Annotated in this window: 16 protein-coding genes; 5 read left to right on the forward strand and 11 right to left on the reverse strand. The window is 68.4% G+C overall.

What is annotated here, in order from left to right; genetic code table 11:
- A partial coding sequence (locus VD972_RS02195) for a carbon-nitrogen hydrolase family protein (protein ID WP_324979997.1) occupies positions 1–746 on the forward strand: 746 nt, incomplete at its 5' end.
- An 11-nt stretch (positions 747–757) separates the two neighbouring features.
- Here the strand turns inward: VD972_RS02195 and gatB are convergent.
- From gatB to VD972_RS02220, 5 genes are read right to left on the reverse strand one after another with little or no spacing between them, the layout of a single operon-like run.
- On the reverse strand, positions 758–2,203 hold the full coding sequence (gene gatB / locus VD972_RS02200) for an Asp-tRNA(Asn)/Glu-tRNA(Gln) amidotransferase subunit GatB (protein ID WP_324980000.1): 1,446 nt from the start codon (positions 2,201–2,203) through the stop codon (positions 758–760).
- A 21-nt stretch (positions 2,204–2,224) separates the two neighbouring features.
- Entirely contained in the window at positions 2,225–3,685 is a 1,461-nt protein-coding gene (gene gatA / locus VD972_RS02205; protein ID WP_324980003.1) for an Asp-tRNA(Asn)/Glu-tRNA(Gln) amidotransferase subunit GatA, read from the reverse strand.
- A gap of 4 nt (positions 3,686–3,689) precedes the next feature.
- The gene (gene gatC, locus VD972_RS02210) at positions 3,690–3,977 is read right to left on the reverse strand and encodes an Asp-tRNA(Asn)/Glu-tRNA(Gln) amidotransferase subunit GatC (RefSeq protein ID WP_324980004.1); all 288 of its coding nucleotides are present in this window, start codon (positions 3,975–3,977) and stop codon (positions 3,690–3,692) included.
- Between the two features lie 14 nt (positions 3,978–3,991).
- A complete protein-coding gene (locus VD972_RS02215; RefSeq protein WP_324980005.1) occupies positions 3,992–4,318 on the reverse strand; it encodes a zf-TFIIB domain-containing protein in 327 nt (108 codons plus the stop codon).
- A gap of 11 nt (positions 4,319–4,329) precedes the next feature.
- Entirely contained in the window at positions 4,330–5,736 is a 1,407-nt protein-coding gene (locus VD972_RS02220) for a zinc-ribbon domain-containing protein (RefSeq protein ID WP_324980007.1), read from the reverse strand.
- A 175-nt stretch (positions 5,737–5,911) separates the two neighbouring features.
- On the opposite strand from VD972_RS02220, the gene VD972_RS02225 reads away from it, so the two are divergent.
- Complete coding sequence (locus VD972_RS02225; protein WP_324980010.1) at positions 5,912–9,019, forward strand: FtsK/SpoIIIE family DNA translocase; 3,108 nt, start codon at positions 5,912–5,914, stop codon at positions 9,017–9,019.
- 80 nt (positions 9,020–9,099) lie between these two features.
- A complete protein-coding gene (locus VD972_RS02230; RefSeq protein WP_324980012.1) occupies positions 9,100–10,353 on the forward strand; it encodes a THUMP domain-containing class I SAM-dependent RNA methyltransferase in 1,254 nt (417 codons plus the stop codon).
- Here the strand turns inward: VD972_RS02230 and plsY are convergent.
- Complete coding sequence (plsY, locus tag VD972_RS02235) at positions 10,270–10,848, reverse strand: glycerol-3-phosphate 1-O-acyltransferase PlsY (RefSeq protein ID WP_324980015.1); 579 nt, start codon at positions 10,846–10,848, stop codon at positions 10,270–10,272. The genes VD972_RS02230 and plsY overlap by 84 nt on opposite strands.
- A 7-nt stretch (positions 10,849–10,855) precedes the next feature.
- Positions 10,856–11,287, reverse strand: coding sequence for a DUF2752 domain-containing protein (locus tag VD972_RS02240; RefSeq protein ID WP_324980017.1), 432 nt, complete (start codon positions 11,285–11,287; stop codon positions 10,856–10,858).
- 91 nt (positions 11,288–11,378) lie between these two features.
- Here VD972_RS02240 and VD972_RS02245 point away from each other — a divergent pair, with 91 nt between their 5' ends.
- Together VD972_RS02245 and VD972_RS02250 are read left to right on the forward strand one after the other, a co-directional pair.
- A complete protein-coding gene (locus VD972_RS02245; RefSeq protein ID WP_324980019.1) occupies positions 11,379–11,951 on the forward strand; it encodes a DUF4920 domain-containing protein in 573 nt (190 codons plus the stop codon).
- 3 nt (positions 11,952–11,954) lie between these two features.
- The gene (locus VD972_RS02250) at positions 11,955–12,581 is read left to right on the forward strand and encodes a hypothetical protein (RefSeq protein WP_324980021.1); all 627 of its coding nucleotides are present in this window, start codon (positions 11,955–11,957) and stop codon (positions 12,579–12,581) included.
- Positions 12,582–12,632: 51 nt separating this feature from the next.
- On the opposite strand, the gene VD972_RS02255 is transcribed toward VD972_RS02250, so the two are convergent.
- From VD972_RS02255 to VD972_RS02270, 4 genes are all read right to left on the reverse strand, one after another.
- Entirely contained in the window at positions 12,633–13,547 is a 915-nt protein-coding gene (locus VD972_RS02255) for a hypothetical protein (RefSeq protein WP_324980023.1), read from the reverse strand.
- Between the two features lie 109 nt (positions 13,548–13,656).
- Complete coding sequence (locus VD972_RS02260) at positions 13,657–15,228, reverse strand: radical SAM protein (protein ID WP_324980025.1); 1,572 nt, start codon at positions 15,226–15,228, stop codon at positions 13,657–13,659.
- Positions 15,229–15,336: 108 nt separating this feature from the next.
- Positions 15,337–16,032 (reverse strand): hypothetical protein, encoded by a 696-nt coding sequence (locus VD972_RS02265; protein WP_324980028.1) that lies wholly within the window; start codon positions 16,030–16,032, stop codon positions 15,337–15,339.
- Between the two features lie 34 nt (positions 16,033–16,066).
- A partial coding sequence (locus VD972_RS02270; protein WP_324980031.1) for a TonB-dependent receptor occupies positions 16,067–18,452 on the reverse strand: 2,386 nt, incomplete at its 5' end.

The raw sequence follows: 18,452 nt of genomic DNA on the forward strand, positions 1-18,452 counted from the left end.
GGCCGTCCTCTCTCGAGGAGTGCCTCTACGCCGCCACAGCGGCCGGCGTGCACCGGGCCATGTGGAGGACGTTCTCGGGCATCGGCCGGGACTTCAGCCTGTGGGTGGTGGGCGGTAGCGCGCTGCTGCCGAGGAACCGGCTCGGAGCGGACACGCCGGACTTTGTCCCAGTGAACGCGCGCACCTACAACACCAGCTACACCTTCTCGCCCCAGGGGCGCTGTGTGGCGGTCACCCGGAAGGTCAATCTCGTGCCCACGCAGGAGGACGTCGTCCGCCTCAGCCCGGGTCGTCCCGAGGAGTTGGAGGTGGTGCTCACTCCTTTCGGCCGGCTCGGCACGGTCATCTGCTACGACGGCTTCCGCGAGCCACACACGTCGCAGGAGCCTTCCTTCGTCCCCGCCGCGCAGGTGCTGGATGCCCTGGGCGCTGACATCCTCGCGCAGCCCTCGGCCAACGCCTGGCCCTGGGACGAACCCTGGGCCTTCAATGCGCCAGGCGAGAGCCAGCTCCGGCGTGAGCAGTGGTTCAGCGAGGGGCTCTATTCCCAGCTCGCCGCGCTCCACCGCGTGCGCTACGCGGTGAACCCCCAGCTGGTCGGGAGCTTCTTCGAGAACGTCTTCGAGGCACCCTCGCTCATCTTCGAGCGCGTCCGAGCCGGAGAGGTGCGTGTCCTCGCCCAGTCCATGGATCCACGGACAGAAGACGTCCTGCATGTCACCGTCCCCCTGGCCGCCTTGGGGTGAGCGGCTCGAGCTCAGTCTCCGAGCTTGCTCTTCAGCAGATCGTTGACGAGGGTGGGGTTACCCTTGCCCTTCATCGCCTTCATCACCTGGCCCACGAAGAAGCCGAAGATCTGCTTCTTGCCGGCCCGGTACTTCTCCACTTCGCCGGCGTTCTTCGCGAGCACCTCGTCCACCACCGCCTCCACGGCGCCCGCGTCGCTGACCTGCGCCAGCCCCTTCTCCGCGATGATGGCGTCCGGTGCCTTGCCCGTGCGGAACATCTCCCCCAGCACGTCCTTTGCCGCGTTGTTCGACAGCGTCCCCTTCTCCACCGCCGTGAGCAGCTCCGCGAGCTGGCCGGGGGTGAACTTGAGCGTGGAGATCGTCACCGCCCCGCCGCTCTCGTTCAGCAGGCGTGCCAGCTCGCCCTGGAACCAGTTGGAGAGCTTCTTGTAGTCCTTGGAGTGCTGCGCGCACGCCTCGAAGAACTCGGCCAGCGGGCGCTCGGCGCACAGCAGCTTCGCGTCATACGCGGGCAGCCCGTACTGGCTCAGGAAGCGCTGGAACTTCGGGCGCGGCAGCTCCGGCAACCCCTGCGCCATCTGCTCGATCAGCGCGTCCGAGACGTGCAGCGGCGGCAGATCCGGCTCCGGGAAGTAGCGGTAGTCGTGCGCCTCCTCCTTCGAGCGCATGGAGCGTGACTCGCCCCGCTGCGTGTCCCACAGCCGCGTCTCCTGGTCGATCTTCCCGCCTGACTCGAGGACCTCCACGTGCCGGCCAATCTCATACTCGATGGCCTGCTTGATGAAGCGGAAGGAGTTGATGTTCTTCAGCTCCACCCGCTGGCCGTACTGCGTCTCCCCCTTGCGCATCACCGACACGTTGGCATCGCAGCGGAAGGAGCCCTCCTCCATGTTCCCGTCATTCACCCCGAGGTACACCAGCACGTCCCGCAGCGCCTTGAGGTACTCCACCGCCTCGTCCGCGCTGCGCAGGTCCGGCTCGGTGACGATCTCCAGCAGCGGCACCCCCGCCCGGTTCAGATCCACCAGGCTCTCGCCCACGCTGGCGTCATGCACGTTCTTGCCCGCGTCCTCCTCCATGTGGATGCGGCGGATGCGGATGATCTTCTCGCCCTCCGGCATGTCGATCGTCAGCTTGCCCCACTCGCAGATCGGCTGGTCGTACTGGGTGATCTGATAGCCCTTGGGCAGATCCGGATAGAAGTAGTTCTTCCGGCTCCAGATGCTCGTCTTCTTGATGGTGCAGCCCAGCGCCAGGCCCGTGCGGACAGCGAACTCCACCACCCGCTGGTTGAGCACCGGCAGCACACCGGGCATCCCCAGGCACACCGGGCAGGTGTTCCGGTTGGGCTCCGCGCCGAACTCCGTGGAACACCCACAGAAGATCTTCGACTTCGTGAGCAGCTGCGAGTGGACCTCGAGGCCAATGACGGGCTGGAAATCGCTCAGGGGCATGGCGGTACCTGGGGCGCTCCTCTAGAGCGGGGCGAGGCGGCGGGAGAAGTCGTTCTCGCGCTCGAAGGCCCGGGCGATGCGCAGCAGCCGCGCCTCGTCGAAGGGCTTGCCGAGAATCTGCAGCCCAATGGGCAGGTTCGACTTCGTGAAGCCGCACGGCAGCGACAGTCCGGGCAGCCCGGCCAGATTGCATGGCAGCGTGAACACGTCCATGAGGTACATCGAGAGGGGATCGTTCGCCTTCTCGCCCAGCTTGAACGCGGGCACCGGCGAGATGGGCGAGAGGATCGCGTCCACCTGCTCGAAGGCCTTCGTGAAGTCCTGCCGGATGAGGGTGCGGACCTTCTGGGCGCGCACGTAGTAGGCGTCGTAGTAGCCCGCCGACAGGGCATAGGTGCCCAGCATGATGCGGCGCTTTACTTCCGAGCCGAAGCCGCGGTCCCGGGACAGGCCGTACATCTCCCGAAGCCCCTTGGCGTCCTTGGCGCGCAGGCCGTAGCGCACGCCGTCGTAGCGAGCCAGGTTGCTGGATGCCTCCGCCGGAGCCAGGAGGTAGTACGTGGCCAGCGCGTACTTCGTGTGCGGCAGGGACACGTCCACCAGCGTCGCGCCCAGGCGCTCGTAGGCCTTCACGGCCTCGCGCACCGTGGCCTCCACCTCCGGGTCCATGCCCTCGATGAAGTACTCCCGCGGCACGCCCAGCTTCAGGCCCCGCACGCCGCCCTCGAGGTCCTCCCGGTAGTCCGGCGCCTCCACGGGCGCAGAGGTCGAGTCGAGCGGATCGTGGCGAGCGATGAGCTGCAGCAGCGCCGCCGTGTCCGCCACCGTGCGCGCCATGGGCCCCACCTGGTCCAGAGACGAGGCGTAGGCGATGACACCGTAGCGGGAGATGCGGCCGTAGGTGGGCTTGATCCCCACCAGGTTGGTGAACGCCGCCGGCTGACGGATGGAGCCGCCCGTGTCCGTGCCCAGCGCGCCGAACACCTCACGCGCCGCCACGGCCGCCGCGGAACCTCCCGAAGAGCCCCCGGGTGTCCGGTCCAGCGCCCAGGGGTTGTGCGTCGGGCCGTAGGCGCTGCCCTCGTTGGACGAGCCCATGGCGAACTCGTCCATGTTCAGCTTGCCCACGATGGGCAGGCCTGCCTGCTTGAGCAGGCTCACCACCGTCGAGTCATACGGTGGGATGAAGCCCTGCAGGATGCGCGAGCCGCAGGTCGTCTCCAGGCCCTCGGTGAGGAAGATGTCCTTGAGCCCAATGGGCACGCCGTCCAGCGGGCTTGCCGGACTGCCGGCCTTGCGGCGTGCATCGCTGGCCTCGGCGGCGGCCAGCGCGCCCTTCTCATCCAGGCGCAGGAAGGCCTTCACCTTCCCGTCGACCTGGGCAACACGCGCCAGGCAGGCCCGCGTCGCCTCCACGGAGGAGACCTCTCCCGCGGCCAGCTTCGCCGCCAGCTCCAGCATCGACAGGTCAGTCAGCTCCATGGCCTCACTCGATGATCTTCGGAACCGCGAAGCTGGTGCCCATCTTCGCCGGGGCGTTGGCCAGCCCCTTCTCCGGCGGCAGCGAGGGCCGCGTCACGTCCTCGCGCAGCAGCGAGGACGCGAGCGTGGCGTGGGAGGTGGGCTCCACGCCGCTCACGTCGAGCTCCTGGAGCTGCGCCACCGCGTCGAGCACCGCGTCGAGCTGCGTGGCGTACCGCTGCTCCTCCTCGGGCGTCAGCGAGAGCCGCGCCAGGCTGGCCACATGGCGGACCTGCTCGATCGTGAGCTTCATGCCAAGGGCTCCGCCTACTTGCGCTTGAACAGGTTCAGGACGGCGCCCATCACCTTGCCGCCACCCTCGGGCCCCTGCTTGACGATGTCGTCCAGCTCGCCTGCATCCAGCCACACGCCGTGGCAGTTGAAGCACGTGTCGAGCTCCACCTTGCCCTTGCTCAGCGTCTGCAGGTCCATGCCGCACTTGGGGCACTTCATGTAGTGCAGCTGCTTCAGCTCCTCGCGACTCTTGGCCGCCAGCTCCTCGGACTGCTGGAGCGCGAGCTTGCGCTTCTTCTCGATCTCCTCACGAGCGAAGTACTCCTCCTCGGTGGACGACGGCTTGTCGAACTCAGGCATGTAGGTCTCCTTCACTCCTTCAACCGCTCGATTGCGTTGCGCGCTACCGGGGCCTCGGGGCCGTTCGGTAGGATCTCAAGGTACCGCTCATACTGGCGGATTGCCTCCGCCTTCTTTCCCCGGGAGCGGTAGGTCTCGGCAAGCCCCATGATGGCTTCCGCGTAATTTGCGTTGATTTTCAGAGCCTGTTTGAACTCCGTCTCGGCCTGCCGGGGCTCCCCCATATCGAGATAGGCCATTCCCCGGCCCGAGTACGGCTCCGCCCGATCCGGCTCGAGCTCCGCCGCCTCAGCATATGCATCCAGGGCCGCCTCGGGGCGCTCACGCTCGCGCTGGCGATCCCCTTGAGTCACCCAGTAGTCGAAGTCCCTCACCGGCGCCGGCCGCTTCACCCCCGGCGCACCCGCATCCGGGGCGAGGCCTGCATCCGCAAGCCCGGCATCCAGGGCCATGCCGGCATCCGCTCCGGCTCCCGCATCTGGAGCCATCCCCGCGTCCCCCTGGACTCCACCATCCTCGGCACCTGGCGCTCCCGCGAGCGCTCCCCCGTCCTCCGTGGGGCCTGCCGTGCTCCCAGCATCCGCGCGGAGCTGGGCCTCGGCCGCCGCCTGGGCAGCCAGGAGTCGCTCCTGCCGCTCCTTCTCAAGACGCTCTGCCTCGGCCTGTGCTGCGGCTGCGCGCAGGGCCTCCTCCTCCGGCCGAGGCATCACCACCAGGTAGTAGTACCCCGCCGCTCCGGCCCCTAGCATGAGGAGGAGCAGTGCCAGGAGGACCGGCACCCTGCTCCGCTTGCGCTCCTCTGGAGGCTGCGCCGGGGCCGCTGGGCCGGGAGAGCCGCCGGCGGGCGTCCCCTTGCCTGGAACCATGCCGAGCTGAGCCTGCAGCACCGCCGCCCGCTGGGCCTCGTCCACCACCTGGAAGAAGGTCGCCAGCTCAGGAATGTCCCCCAGCCGCTTCCACGTCTCGCCCGTCAGGGAGATCTCGTCATCGCGAGACACCTTGCGCTCGACGATCCACTTCTGGAGCGTGGTGAGGTCCTTGAACGTAAAGGCGTTGCCGCTGGGCTGCCGGAGACGCCACTCGCGTGCGCCTGGAGCTGCTGCGGCCGGTAGCAGGGGCTGCGAAGGAGGTTCCGGGCTCGCGGCGGTGGCCACCGGGGGCGCCATGCCCATGGGCGGCGACAGCGGGCGCAGTCCAGGTGGAGGTGAGGCCGGCGGAGCAGCGGAAGTGTCCCCTTGCGCCCCTGGGACTGCCTGGGTTCCCTGCCCCTGCTTCACCGGCACCGTGACGACCAGCGCCTTCTTCTTCACCACGAAGACGTGGTGACACGTCGTGCACTGGACGGTGACGCCGGTCTCGGAGATCCGAGCGTCATCAAGCTCGTATTGCGTCTTGCAGCGCTCGCATCGAACGTCCATGCACCCCGCCTGCCCGCTTCTGTCCACCCACCATACTGGCTCCGAAGCCGTGGGGCCTCAAATTGGTGTGCCCATGCTCTTTCGCCGGGCGGCCGGAAAATTGACCCGCTCCTCTCCCTCCCTACACTCGCCCGGGCAGTCGCTACAGCCTGCTACGGGTCTCAAGAGGAAGGTCATGGCGGCCAGGAAGTCCAGGGCGGAGAAGACGGTCCTGTCTCGGCAGGATATCGCTACGCGTCGCAAGGCGCTGACGGACAAGAAGATGCAGACGGGGGGAGTGGGAAGGAGGGCCCTGGTGGGCGTCTTCATCCTCGCCGCGTCCCTCATCTCCTTGCTGTCGGTGGCAACCTTTGATGCGCACGATCGGGTAGGGCCAGGGTTCCGGAACATGGTCGGCCCCATGGGCCACCTCATCGCCGAGTCCCTGCGCGGGCTGCTCGGCGTGTGCGCCTATCTCATTCCCAGCTGCGGCCTCTATGCGGCCCTGGTCATCTTCGTGGGCAACCGCGAGCGCCGCCGCCTGCCGCAGATCCTCGCGCTGGGGCTGCTGGCGCTGAGCGCGTCCGTGCTCGCGCAGCTCATGTTCGCGGGAGATCCTGGCTGGGCGCACCCGCCTGGAGGCGCGGTGGGCGCTGGGCTCGCGGGCGTGCTCCAGGGTCTCTTCTCCACCGTGGGCACCGTCATCCTCGTGACGGCGGTGTCGGTGGCCGCGCTCATCGTCGGCACCCAGTACACCTTCCTGAAGCTGTGCACGCTGGCGTGGGCCGGGCTGTGCGTGTTCGGCCGCCGGCTCCAGGAGGCCGCCTTGGCCTTCGTCGAGGCACAGAAGGAGGCGTACAAGAAGCGCCAGGAGCGGCTCGCCCAGGAGAAGCTGGAGGAGGCCGCCTTCCTCGCGCAGCTCGAGGCGGATGAGGAGGATCTGGAGGAGGCCGAGCGCGATGCCGCGGAGGCCGAGGAGGCCGAGGCGGAGGCGATGGCCGAGGAGGCCGTGCGGCTGGCTCGGGAGCAGGAGAAGGAGCAGTTCCAGGCCGCCAAGAGGGCTGCGAAGGAGACCAAGGAGACGGGTCGCGAGGCTCGCGCCAAGGAGAAGCCGGCCGAGGGCGCTGTCGTGGCCGCGGTGCCTCTGCTCGAGAAGCGTCCAGCGCCCGGAGCCGATCCGGCCTGGGCTTCCTTCCTCGCACCTGCCCCGATCGCCGCCGCCGCGACGAGCGCGACACCGTCCGAGCCTCCGCGAAAGCGCGAGCGCAAGGGGCCGAACATCGTCACCGCGCCGGCCGCTCCCGGCTCCATTCCGCCCATGCCCGCCGCGTCCCTGGCCGCGTCCCTGGCCGCCGCGGAGCCCACCCCTGCGTCCGCTCCGAGCCTGCCCCCTGCCCCGGCCGCTGCTGCCCCCGCTGCTCCGGCCGCTGGCCCGTCCGCCATCGTCCCGGCGCCTCCGTCCGCGCTGGCACGCATGCCGCTCATCGTGGAGCCCAAGGCGCCGCCCAAGCCCACCGCTCCGAAGAAGAGGGAGGAAGAGTTCGAGTTCGTGGGGGGCCGCAAGAGCTTCTCACTGCCGCCGCTCGACGTGCTCGAGTGCGACAAGAAGGAGCGCTCGGCGCTGGACAAGGACGCCTTCCTCGTCACCGCCGAGAAGCTGCGCGCCAAGCTGGCCGACTTCGGCATCGTGGGCGAGGTGGTGGAGATCCGCCCCGGCCCCGTCGTCACCATGTACGAGTTCCTCCCGGGCCCCGGCATCAAGGTGAGCAAGATCGCCGCGCTCGCGGATGACCTCGCCATGGCCATGGAGGCCATGCGCGTGCGCATCGTCGCCCCCATCCCCGGCAAGGGTGTGGTGGGCATCGAGGTACCCAACAAGGACCGCGAGACCGTCTACCTCCGGGAGATCGCCGAGCAGGACGCCTTCCAGAAGAGCCAGAGCCGCCTCACCATGTGCGTGGGCAAGGACATCGAGGGCATGCCCTTCGTGTTCGACCTGGCCAAGGCGCCGCACCTGCTCATCGCTGGCACCACCGGCTCGGGCAAGTCCGTCGCGGTCAACTCGATGATCATGAGCATCCTCCTGAAGTCCACGCCGGAGGAGGTCCGCTTCCTCATGGTGGACCCGAAGATGCTCGAGCTGTCCGTCTACGAGGGCATCCCCCACCTGCTCCTGCCCGTGGTGACCGATCCGAAGAAGGCCGCGCTCGCCCTGCGCTGGGCGGTGGAGGAGATGGAGCGCCGCTACCACCTGCTCTCCGAGGCCGGCGTGCGCAACATCGCCGGCTACAACAAGCTGGTGGAGAGCTCCGCCACCGAGGTGAAGGACACGCTCGAGCAGTCCTCAGAGGAGAAGAAGCGCGCCAAGCCGAAGAAGATGCTCGTCGTCAACGTCGCCCAGGCAGAGGCCGCGCCCGCCGCCGCTGCCGCGGCCAGCGATGGCCTCGGTGTCGCCGCGCCCAAGGACGATGTGGAGGACTTGCGCGAGGCAGTCACCTTCGAACCCGAGCCCACCGTGGCCCGGGATGAGACGGAGTCCGAGTCCGCGGCGCTCGAGGCGCAGGAGTCCTCTCAGGACCAGGAGGCCTCTGCCGCCGAGGACGCCGAGCCGGAGAAGAAGGAGCTCAAGAAGCTGCCCTACATCGTGGTCATCATCGACGAGCTGGCGGACCTGATGATGGTCGCCAGCCGCGAGGTGGAGACCTACGTCGCGCGCCTGGCGCAGATGGCCCGAGCCGCCGGCATCCACCTGATGGTCGCCACCCAGCGCCCGTCCACGGATGTCGTGACCGGCGTCATCAAGGCCAACTTCCCCACGCGCATCAGCTTCATGCTGCGCTCCAAGCCGGACTCGATGACGATCCTCGGCACGGTGGGCGCCGAGGCGCTGCTCGGCATGGGCGACATGCTCATCATGCCGCCCACGAGCGCCCACCTGCAGCGCGTGCACGGCGCCTTCGTCTCCGAGGCGGAGATCAAGCGCGCCGTGGACCACCTCAAGGCCCAGGGCAAGCCCGTCTTCGACGAGTCCATCCTCAAGCCGCGCGACGAGGACGTGGAGGGCGGCGGCGAGGAGGACGAGCTGTCCGACGAGCTGTACGACCAGGCGCTCGCCACGGTGAGCGAGATGCGTGCGGTGTCCATCTCCATGCTCCAGCGCAAGATGCGCATCGGCTACAACCGCGCCGCGCGCATGATCGAGCGGATGGAGCGTGATGGCGTGGTCGGCGCCGCCGATGGCGCCAAGCCGCGCGAGGTGCTCATCCGCGCCGTGGGCGACATGCCGGGGGCGGGGGCAATGTAGAAACTCAGCGGCCGAGCACCTGGTCGGCCGCTTCCAGTTCTCCGTTTCCAAGCGGCCTCGGGTCCGTTAAGGGCCTCTCCATGGCTGAACGCCTTGCTCTCTTCGCCACCACCGCCCGCGGCACCGAGGACCTCCTGGCCGAGGAGCTCTTGGAGCTGGGCGCACGCCGCATCCGCCAAGACCGGGGCGGGGTGCGCTTCATGGCCTCGCTCGATGAGGCGCTCCGGGTGTGCCTCTGGTCGCGCATCGCCATGCGGGTGCTCTATCCGCTCGGCGAGTTCGAGGCCCACGGCGCGGAGGGGCTCTACGAGGCGGCCGCCAGCGTTCCGTGGGAGGAGCACCTCACGCCGAATCACACCTTCGCGGTAGAGGCCACGCTGCGAGACAGCGAGCACAGCCACTCGGGCTTCGTGGCCCTCAAGGTGAAGGATGCCCTCGTGGACCGGATGCGTGGGACGCTGGGGTCCCGGCCGGATGTAGACACGCGCAGCCCGGACGTGAGCGTGGTGGCTCACCTGGCGCGCGAGCGGCTGTCGCTCTCGCTGGATCTGTGCGGCGAGCCCCTGCACCGCCGCGGCTACCGCGTGCGCCCTACCCCCGCGCCCCTCAAGGAGACCCTGGCCGCTGCCCTGCTGCGCGCCGCGCGCTATACCGGCGAGGAGGCCCTGGTGGACCCGATGTGCGGCTCCGGGACCTTGCTCATTGAAGGAGGCCTCATCGCGCGCCGGCGGGCCCCGGGGATCGGCCGCTCCTTCGCAGTGGAGCGCTGGCCGCACTTGGGAGCCCGGGCCAAGGAGCTGCTGGAGGACCTGCGCGCAGACGCCCGCCGCAATGAGCGCAAGGTGGCCGTGCCGCTGCTGGGCTTCGACAAGGACCCCGAGGCGGTAGAGGCGGCGCGGCGGAACGTGAAGGCAGCGCGGCTCTCGGAGGAGATCCAGATCGCCGAGGGCGACGCCACCAAGCCCCTCCCGCTCCCCAAGGGGGGCGGACTGCTCATCACCAATCCCCCTTACGGCGAGCGCATCGGCTCGGGCGGCCAGAAGGGCATGAAGGCCTTCTACTTCAAGCTCGGGGAGAACCTCCGGGCACTGAATGGGTGGCGTGTCTACCTGCTCTCCGGCAACCCGGCCTTCGAGAGTGCCTTCCACGCGCGTCCCTTGAGCCGCCGGGAGGTGTGGAACGGCCCCATCGCCTGCACCCTGCTGGGCTACCGCCTCTTCACGACGACGCCAGTCACGGAGAAGTCCGGATCAGAACCGGCGCTCGGTGTGGCTCAGCAGGCGCTGGATGTTGGCCCGGTGAGTCCAGAGCATGAAGGCGAAGAGGAGTCCTGAGAGCACGGCGTACTCGGGCGCGCGGGCGGTGAAGGCCGCGGTGGCCACCGACACCACGCCCGCCGTCAGCGAGCCGAGCGAGCTCATCCGGGTCGTCACCACCACGAGGCCATAAGCAGCAGCCCCAGCGAGTGCAGCCCAGGGCGCCAGCACCAGGAGGACGCCGAGCGCGGTGGCCACGCCCTTGCCCCCGCGGAACTTCAGCCACACCGGATAGCAGTGCCCCAGGAACGCGGCGAGCCCCACCGCCACCTGTGCGCGCGGGCTGTCCGGCATCATCCTCAGCGTGAGCAGCACCGGCAGAGCGCCCTTGAGCGCATCCAGCGCGAGCACCAGGACGCCCAGCTTCTTGCCCGCCACGCGCGCCACATTGGTCGCACCAATGTTGCCGCTGCCCTCCACCCGCACATCCACCCCGCGCGCCCAACGCGTCACCAACACCCCGAAGGGGATGGAGCCCGCCAGGTAGCCAAGCAGGAGGAGGGCCGCGAGCACGCAGGGCTCACATCAACAGGTGGGGAAACCTGGTCTTCACCACCACATAGGCGTAGTTGGCGACGAGGAGGATGGGCAGGGCGATGCGCACCCAAGCCCACTCGCGCGGCGAGAGCTGGACGTCTGGGACAGGCATCGCGAACACCAGGTGCAGCACCATTACGACGGCCATGAGGGCAAAGAGGAGCGCGGCCACGGTGCCCAGCGGGTTGGCTTCCCAAGCGCCGGGGATGTTGAAGTGCGCCACCCGCTCCGCGACGCGGGTGAGCCCGCAGCCGAGGCAGGGCCAGCCTGTGGTCTCGCGCAGCATGCAGCCCCAGAAGGGGATGATCTTCGCGACGGGGATGAACCGGGCAATGAGCAGCCCGACGATCCCCGCGAGGCCGAGGCCATCCACGAGGCCGAACTTCCGGTTGGGGGCAGGCAGAGTGAGCTTCACGTCCCCCAGTGTAGCGCGAGCCTGTGCGCGAGTGGACGAGGAGTTGCCGCCACCTTGCCCAGGCCAAGACTTTTGGGCTATGCGCCAGGGCATGAAGACGCTCCGTTCCGCCCTGGTGATGATGGTCGCCGTCCCCCTGGTGGCGCTCGCTGGTGAGCCCACCCCTGCCGCCAACAAGCAGCCGGCGAAGGCCTCCGAGCAGCCGGCGAAGGCCTCCGAGGCGGACTGCCACCACCCCCCCCAGGCGCAGGACGCCGCGCCGAAGTCGGACTGGAAGCTGACGCGTGGGGAGCCGATCAAGGGAGTCCCTTGCGTGAAGCTCGCGGACCTGCTCGCCAAGCCGCAGGAACACGACGGCAAGACGGTCCTGATCGAGGGCCATGTGCGCAAGGCGTGTGAGCGGAAGGGCTGCTGGATGGAGCTCGCCACCGCCAAGGATGCCAAGGGCGCGGGCCTGCGGGTGACGTTCAAGGACTACGGCTTCTTCGTCCCGCTGGACTCGGCGGGCTCGGAGGCGCGGGTGGAGGGCGTGGTGAAGGTGGCCGACCTGAGCGAGGACCGCGCGAAGCACTACGAGAGCGAGGGCGCCATTGTGCCCCGCACCGCCGACGGCAAGCCGCGCGAGGTGCAGCTCGTGGCCAGTGGCGTGGAGCTGCGCCGCTAGGCAATGCGCAGCTTCAGCATGAGGGGCGTGCAGGGCGCGGCGGATCGAGCCGTGCAGCACGCTCGGGCGTGGATGCTGGAGACCGCTCCTGGCTCGCGCGTCCATGACGTGCAGGAGGACCCGCGCTTCCAGCACCGGGGCGTGGATCTGCTGTGGGAGCTGACCTCGGGCGAGGTCCGCGGCATCGAAGTCAAAGGCGACCGGCACCCGCGCCGGCGCTACTGGTTCGAGCTGGTGTCCAACGTGGAGAAGGACACCCCGGGCTGCTTCCTCTACAGCAGCGCGGACCTGCTGGTGTACGTGTTCCTCGCCCAGGCCCAGTTGCACGTGCTCCCGCTGAAGGAAGTGCGGGAATGGTTCCTGCCTCGGGCAAAGGCGTACGCCCTCAAGCAGACCTCCACGAAGACAGGGGCCATCCGCTACACGACGGTGGGAGCGGTGGTGCCCTGCCACGAGGTGCTCGAGGCAGTACCGAGTGTCCTCCAGGTTCCGCTCAAGCGCGGCGCTGGCAAGGGCGCCCTGGCCCAGGATGCCTCCTCCGAGCAGGCGGCCTCATCCGAAGCGACCAAGCCCAAGGCAGGACTCTCCGAACCCGCGCCGCTCGCCCCCACTGGCACGGATACCGAGTAGCCCCTCCCCTGCTTGAAAGAGAGGGGACGGGCTCTCAGGCCTGGAGGCTCGTCAGGGGCCGTGCCGGTGCCCGTGGCCCGGGTGCATGTGGTCATGCAGCTCGTTGAGGCGAGCCCTGTCGCGGGATACTTCCTGCAGGCCCGTGCGGTCTCCCGTGGCCTTGTAGACGTGCTCCAGCCGGGCGCAGAGATCGATCGCCAGGTGGATGTCCCCGTCCCTCTCGGCCTGCAGCATGATGGGCCGGGCTCGTGCGACCGCCTGAGGCCATGCGCCCAGGTGAATCAACCCATCCACGGCGAGCAGGCGGGAGATCGGCGTCCGTGAGCTGTCGACAGCCGCGGCCTCCAGGTCCGCAAGCGCTGTGTCCCGCTCGCCCTTGTTGGCGCGGACAATGGAGGTGGCAATGCCGCGACGGTCGGGCAGCAGGAACTCCTCGAACTCGGCGAACGCGTCTGCGTGGGCGGTGTTCCCCGTCTTCGCGAGCACCTCGGCCATCGAGTCGAACATCTCTGCCACCTTCTCGTTGAACCCACCGAGTGCACGCTCGACGAACGCCAGCTGGGGCTGCCCCTTCTCGTCCAGCGGCATGCGCTGGCGAACGGCCTTCATGCGCTCGAAGGCGGCGTCCACCGGGGCATCCTTCTTCCCCGAGATGAGCGAAGTCAGCGCGGCCATCAGCTCTGCCAGGGCCAGCGCGAACTCGGGCGGCGCGAGGCGCTCGGGCACCCAGCGGCGCCACAGCTCCTCGGCCGCGGCGTGGTGGAAGGGCTTGAAAGGCCCTGTGCCCTTCCACTTCTTCCCCCACTCCAGGGCAATGTCCTGGGGCCAGCCCGTCTCTGCGAGCTTCCGGAAGTCGGCCTCGGCCACCGAGACGCCGTAGTGCCCCAGGGTGCCAAGAATGGCCTCCGTCGAAAACCCCTGGAGACCCTTGTTCTGCCAAGCCTTGTCTACGCGCTCCGTGCTCACCGGTAGCTTCTCCTCGTCGCGCCCGTCCGTGGCGCCAGCGGCCTTCTAGCAGAGCACCAAGGGACGCGGCAGAAGACGTTCAGCCCTCGGGCGCCATATGTGCACCCCCTCACGGGGGACGGGCATCGGTCCCTGGAGCAGAGGCGCCTGCCGTGGAGGGAACCACCGTAGGCACGGAGGGCCAGACGGTGGGGTTGCGCCGGCCGTCCTCGACGCGCCGCGCCTGGTACGGCACACAGCCTCGAGCCTCGAAAGCCCGCTTGAAGGCGGCAAAGCCAGCCCCCGCCTTCCACGCATCCATCGTGGCCAGGCCCGCCTCTGGACCGCACTGGGCGAGCATGTACTCCACCCAGGCCCAGCGTGCGGAGGTAGGCCGCACCTCTGCACGCCCCTTGAGGCCCCGGCGGAGCCGCTCCAGCTTCCCCTCCACCTCACGAATGCCGGCAAAGGGCGCGCCATCCAGCGGCGTGTTGCGCTTGGCCACGAAGGGGGCCACTCCCAGCGCCACCGGAATGATGCGCGACAGCTCCGTGGAGAAGCGGATGAGCTCGTCGATGTCCACATCCTCTTCGTAGGGCAGTCCAATGACGTTGTAGACCTTGAGCTGCCGGAGCCCCGCCGTCCGGGCGAAGTTCGCCGCACGGAGAATCTGCTCCTCCGAGTGCTTGCGATCCACCAGGTCCCTCATGCGCTGGGAGGCCCCATCCGCGGCAACGGTGAGGTTGGTGGCGCCCCCGCGGCGCAGGGTGTCCACCAGTTCCTGTGTGAGCCTGTCCGCGCGCAGCGAGGACACCCCTACCTCTCGGCCCGCGTCCACCAGGGTGCGCAGCAGCTCCACGATGCGCGGGTGGTCCGTCACCGCGGCTCCCACCAGCCCCACCCGCCTGGCATTCTCGGGGATGAGCGACAGCACCCGCTCGGGTGGCACCGTCCGCATCCCCCCATTGGTCGTTCGCCTCATGACGCAGTAGTGACAACCGCGCGAGCAGCCGCGCTCCGGCTCAATGAGGAACATGGAGCGCAGCTCCGTGTTCGGCGTGATGATCTGCGAGCGGGCGGGCAGCCGCGCGTCCAAGGCCTTGGCGACCGAGTAGCGAGCCCCTCCTCGCCCAGGCACTCGGAAGCCGGGCGTGCGCGCCAGGAACGACAGGAGCTCCTCACGCACCATCGAGGCTGCCGCATCCAGCAGGGTGTGGATGAGCTCCTCCCCCTCTCCCTGGACGAGCACATCCACGAAGGGCTCCAGCGGGTCCGGGTTGGAGAAGGTCAGCGGACCACCGGCCACAATCAGGGGATGGCGCTCATCCCGCTCCTCCTTCAGCAGCGGCAGCCCGGCCAGCTCCAGCATCGAGAAGACGCCCGTCAGTTCCAGCTCGTACGCCACGGAGAAGGCCAGCATGGGCAGGCCGGAGACGGGCGTCTCGGACTCATAGGTGAAGAGCGGCGTCCTCGTACGTCGGTACGCCTCCACATCCTCCGGGAGGAAGACCCGCTCGGCGGTGGCGCCTGGGTGGAGGTGAATCTCCCGGTAGATCGTCTGATAGCCGAGCGAGCTCATCCCCACGTGGTAGGGGCTCGGGTAGCAGAGGGCCACTCGGTAGGGCGCCTCCTTCCGGAGCGTGCCCTCCTCGTCCGAGAGCCTGGCTCGCACGCCTTCCATCAGTGAGAAACGACCCTCCATGCTCCTCCCACGGCCATCCAATCCTCTTTAAACACCGCGGCCCCGAGCAGCCACTCCCAGAGGGGAGGGCAGCCGGGGCCGCAGGAACTTCGCCAACTGCGGTTCAGCCTACTTGAGCGAGGGGATCGCCTTGGTCGGCACGCAGCGGTTCAAGTCCGGGTCGCACGTGACGTCGAACTCGGGGTTCATGCCCGAGCCCGCGCCGCAGTTCTCCGCCGGGTTGCTGGAGTCAGGGTCGCACGCCAGCGCCGGCCAGAGGGCACGCACGCCCAGCTGGATGGTGCAGCCATCGCGGGTGTAGGCCAGATCAGCACCGATCTGGGTGCCCGGGGCATCCGGCGCGGCGTACACCTTCACGTTCGAGAACTGGTAGGAGATGGACGTCGCCGGCTCCGTCGAGCTCGGACCGGCATTCACCGTCGCCAGCGAGAACTCGTTCGCCGCACAGAAGTCGCTTGCGTCCGGCTCCTCCGCCAGCTTGCCCTCCGCGGTCTGGAGGTACGGATCCCCCGGATCGCGGGTGGCGCGTGTGTAGAGGCCCGCGGGGCGAATCGTCAGCACCGATGAGTCCGCCTTCTGCGGATCGGTGAACTTGAAGACACCCCAGACCTCACCCTTGACGACCTTCGCCTGGCATTCTGCGGACAGGTTCTGGTCAGGCTTCAGGTCGTACTTCGCGTACCAGTTGGCGAAGCTGGCATCTTGAACGATGCAGCCCGCGTTCGGCTGGTCGAAGTTGCAGCCCGTCAGCAACGCACCTGCGCTGAGAACGGCCACGGTCACAGAAACGATGTTCTTGGTCATGATTCTCTAGGTTCCTGTCGATCCTGACTGAGCCTTAGAAGGTGTACCGGATGCCGAAGCGGAACTGCCGCGGGGCCTGGTACTGGTTCGGCTGCTTGAAGTTCGGGTTGATCTGGTCCTCGGACAGGTAGATCGGATCCTCGCGGTCCGCCTCACGGTCACCCGTGTTGATGACCACCTTGCCCGGCAGATCGCCCGGCGTGCCACCCTCGAGCGGGTAGATGGACTCGAACGTGTAGGACTCGTCCACGCGGGTCGTCGTCTGGAAGTTGAAGAGGTTGAACACGTCCAGAGTGAACGACACCACCTGATCCTTGCCGATGCGGTAGTTCACACCCACGTTGGAGTCGATGATGTTGACCCACGGGGTGCGGCCGCCCGTACCACGCTGGAGGACGAAGGCCTCATCCTGGCCGTAGTCCGGGTGCGCGCCGTAGTAGTTGATCGGCGTACCGGAGTTGCCGCGGTAGGACAGACCGACGCTGGTGGACAGCGCGTTGGTGATGTTGAACTCCTTGGCGCCGAACAGCTTGACGGCGTGCGTGCGGTCGAACGGCAGCAGGCCGCTGCGGTTGGGCAGCAGGTCGATCAGGTCGAAGTCCGAGAGGATGTTCGGGTCGAGCTGGTTGGTCTCCGGGCGGAACAGACCCGGGTAGTTACCGTACAGCCGAGACCAGGTGTAGCTGGCCTGGGCCAGCCAGCCGTCCGCAAACGTCCGGTTCAGGTACATGGTCACCGAGTCGTAGTTGCGGACCGGCTTCGGGAAGTCCTGAGCGAAGCCCTGGTTCGGGTTGCCGAGGAAGTAGGTGTTGCCGCCGTCACGGCTCATGTCCTCGATGACCGCGCCCATGTTGCGATGGGTGTAGGTGGCGCCGAAGCGGGTGTTGGCCAGCACCTCGTACTCGCCGCCCACCACGTACTCGGCGGAGGACTGCGGCTTGAGGCTCGGGTCCACCGGCTCGTTCTCCACCTTGCCGCCTGAGAAGAGGCGGTTCGGGTTGGAGCTGTTCTCCGAGCGGAGGGCAACGTAGGCGTTGTCCGTGCAGCCCGTGCGCTGGCCCTCACGCGTGGACGGGTCGCAGCCCTGCGCGCCCGTCGGGTCATCCTCGGACGCAATGCGAACGGCCGAGTAGCGGCGCTCCGGCGGGAACGCGCGGTCCAGCATGTTGAGCGGCACCTGCTCGTAGTAGCGGGCGTAGTTGACGAAGAACTTCATCCGGCCGTTGGCCAGCGGGTCCACGATGGCGCCCAGGCGCGGCGACAGCTGGTTGCCGAGCACGAGAGCCAGCTGCCCGTCACCGCCGTACATCGCCTGCACGTCGTAGCGCAGACCGGCGTTCACCGTCAGGCGGTTCGCGATGGACCAGCTGTCCTGCAGGAAGCCACCCACCGTGGTGCTCTTGGAGGTGGACTCCTGGACGGCCTGCACCACCGCGGAGTCCGGGCCCGTCTGGTAGCCGTAGCGGCGGAAGTCGTTCCAGCCGTAGCCGCTGATGGCCGAGTTGTCGCGCGGGTCGATGCGGCCCGTGATGTTCGCCTCCTGGAAGAACACGCCGCCGCTGTAGGACTTGCGCTGTCCGTAGGAGAGGAACTCGGCGTCCACGCCCGCCTTCAGCACGTGGGTACCCACGGCGTTGAGCAGGTAGGTGGCCTTGGCGTTGACCTGGTAGCGATCCAGGTTGCCGTCCGTCAGCAGGCCGGGGCCGCCGACACCGTAGTTGTTCACCGGGCAGGCCTCCGCGGTGGAGCCGTCCGCCAGCTCGATCTCGCAGTACTCTGCGGCGCCTTCCACATTCTCGAAGTAGCTGAGCGGACGCTCGAGCACGTAGTTCACGCGCGCCAGGCCGGCCAGGCCATTGCCGAGGATGTCACCGGCCTCGCTGCCGTCCGCCGCCTGGGTGGAGGCGACCTGGTGGAAGTAGCCTGCGTTCACGTCGAGCAGGACCTTCTTGTCCATGAAGGCGCCGGCGTACTTCAGGCCGACCGCCGTGGTGCTCGCGATCGTCTCCGTGAGGCCGAAGGAACCAGGGCGCGCCACGCGGGCGCCCGGCAGACCGCCGCTGCGCGGATCGATGGAGAGCTTGCCAGCGCCGCCCGTGCTGGACGGGGTGCCGGTGATGGACAGCGAGACGTTGTGGTCCTGGTTGATGAGGTAGGTCAGCTTGCCCATGTACTGGAAGGCGCGCGAGTCAGCGAAGAAGGTCTGCTCGGAGCCGGGGATCCGCCGCACCTGCGCCTTGCCCTGCTCGTTGCGGACGATCTCGCCCGTCTCGGTGTCGAGCTGGAACGCGTTGATCGAGCGGGTGTGGGCGTAGCGGGTGAAGGACGGCGCGAAGCCCGCGAAGAACCACAACTTGTCCTGGAGGATGGGGCCGCCGAGGGTGGCGCCCAGATCGCCCAGGTTGCGCAGGGTGTTCTCA

This window comes from Hyalangium sp. (assembly GCF_035629615.1).
Lineage (GTDB): Bacteria > Myxococcota > Myxococcia > Myxococcales > Myxococcaceae > Hyalangium.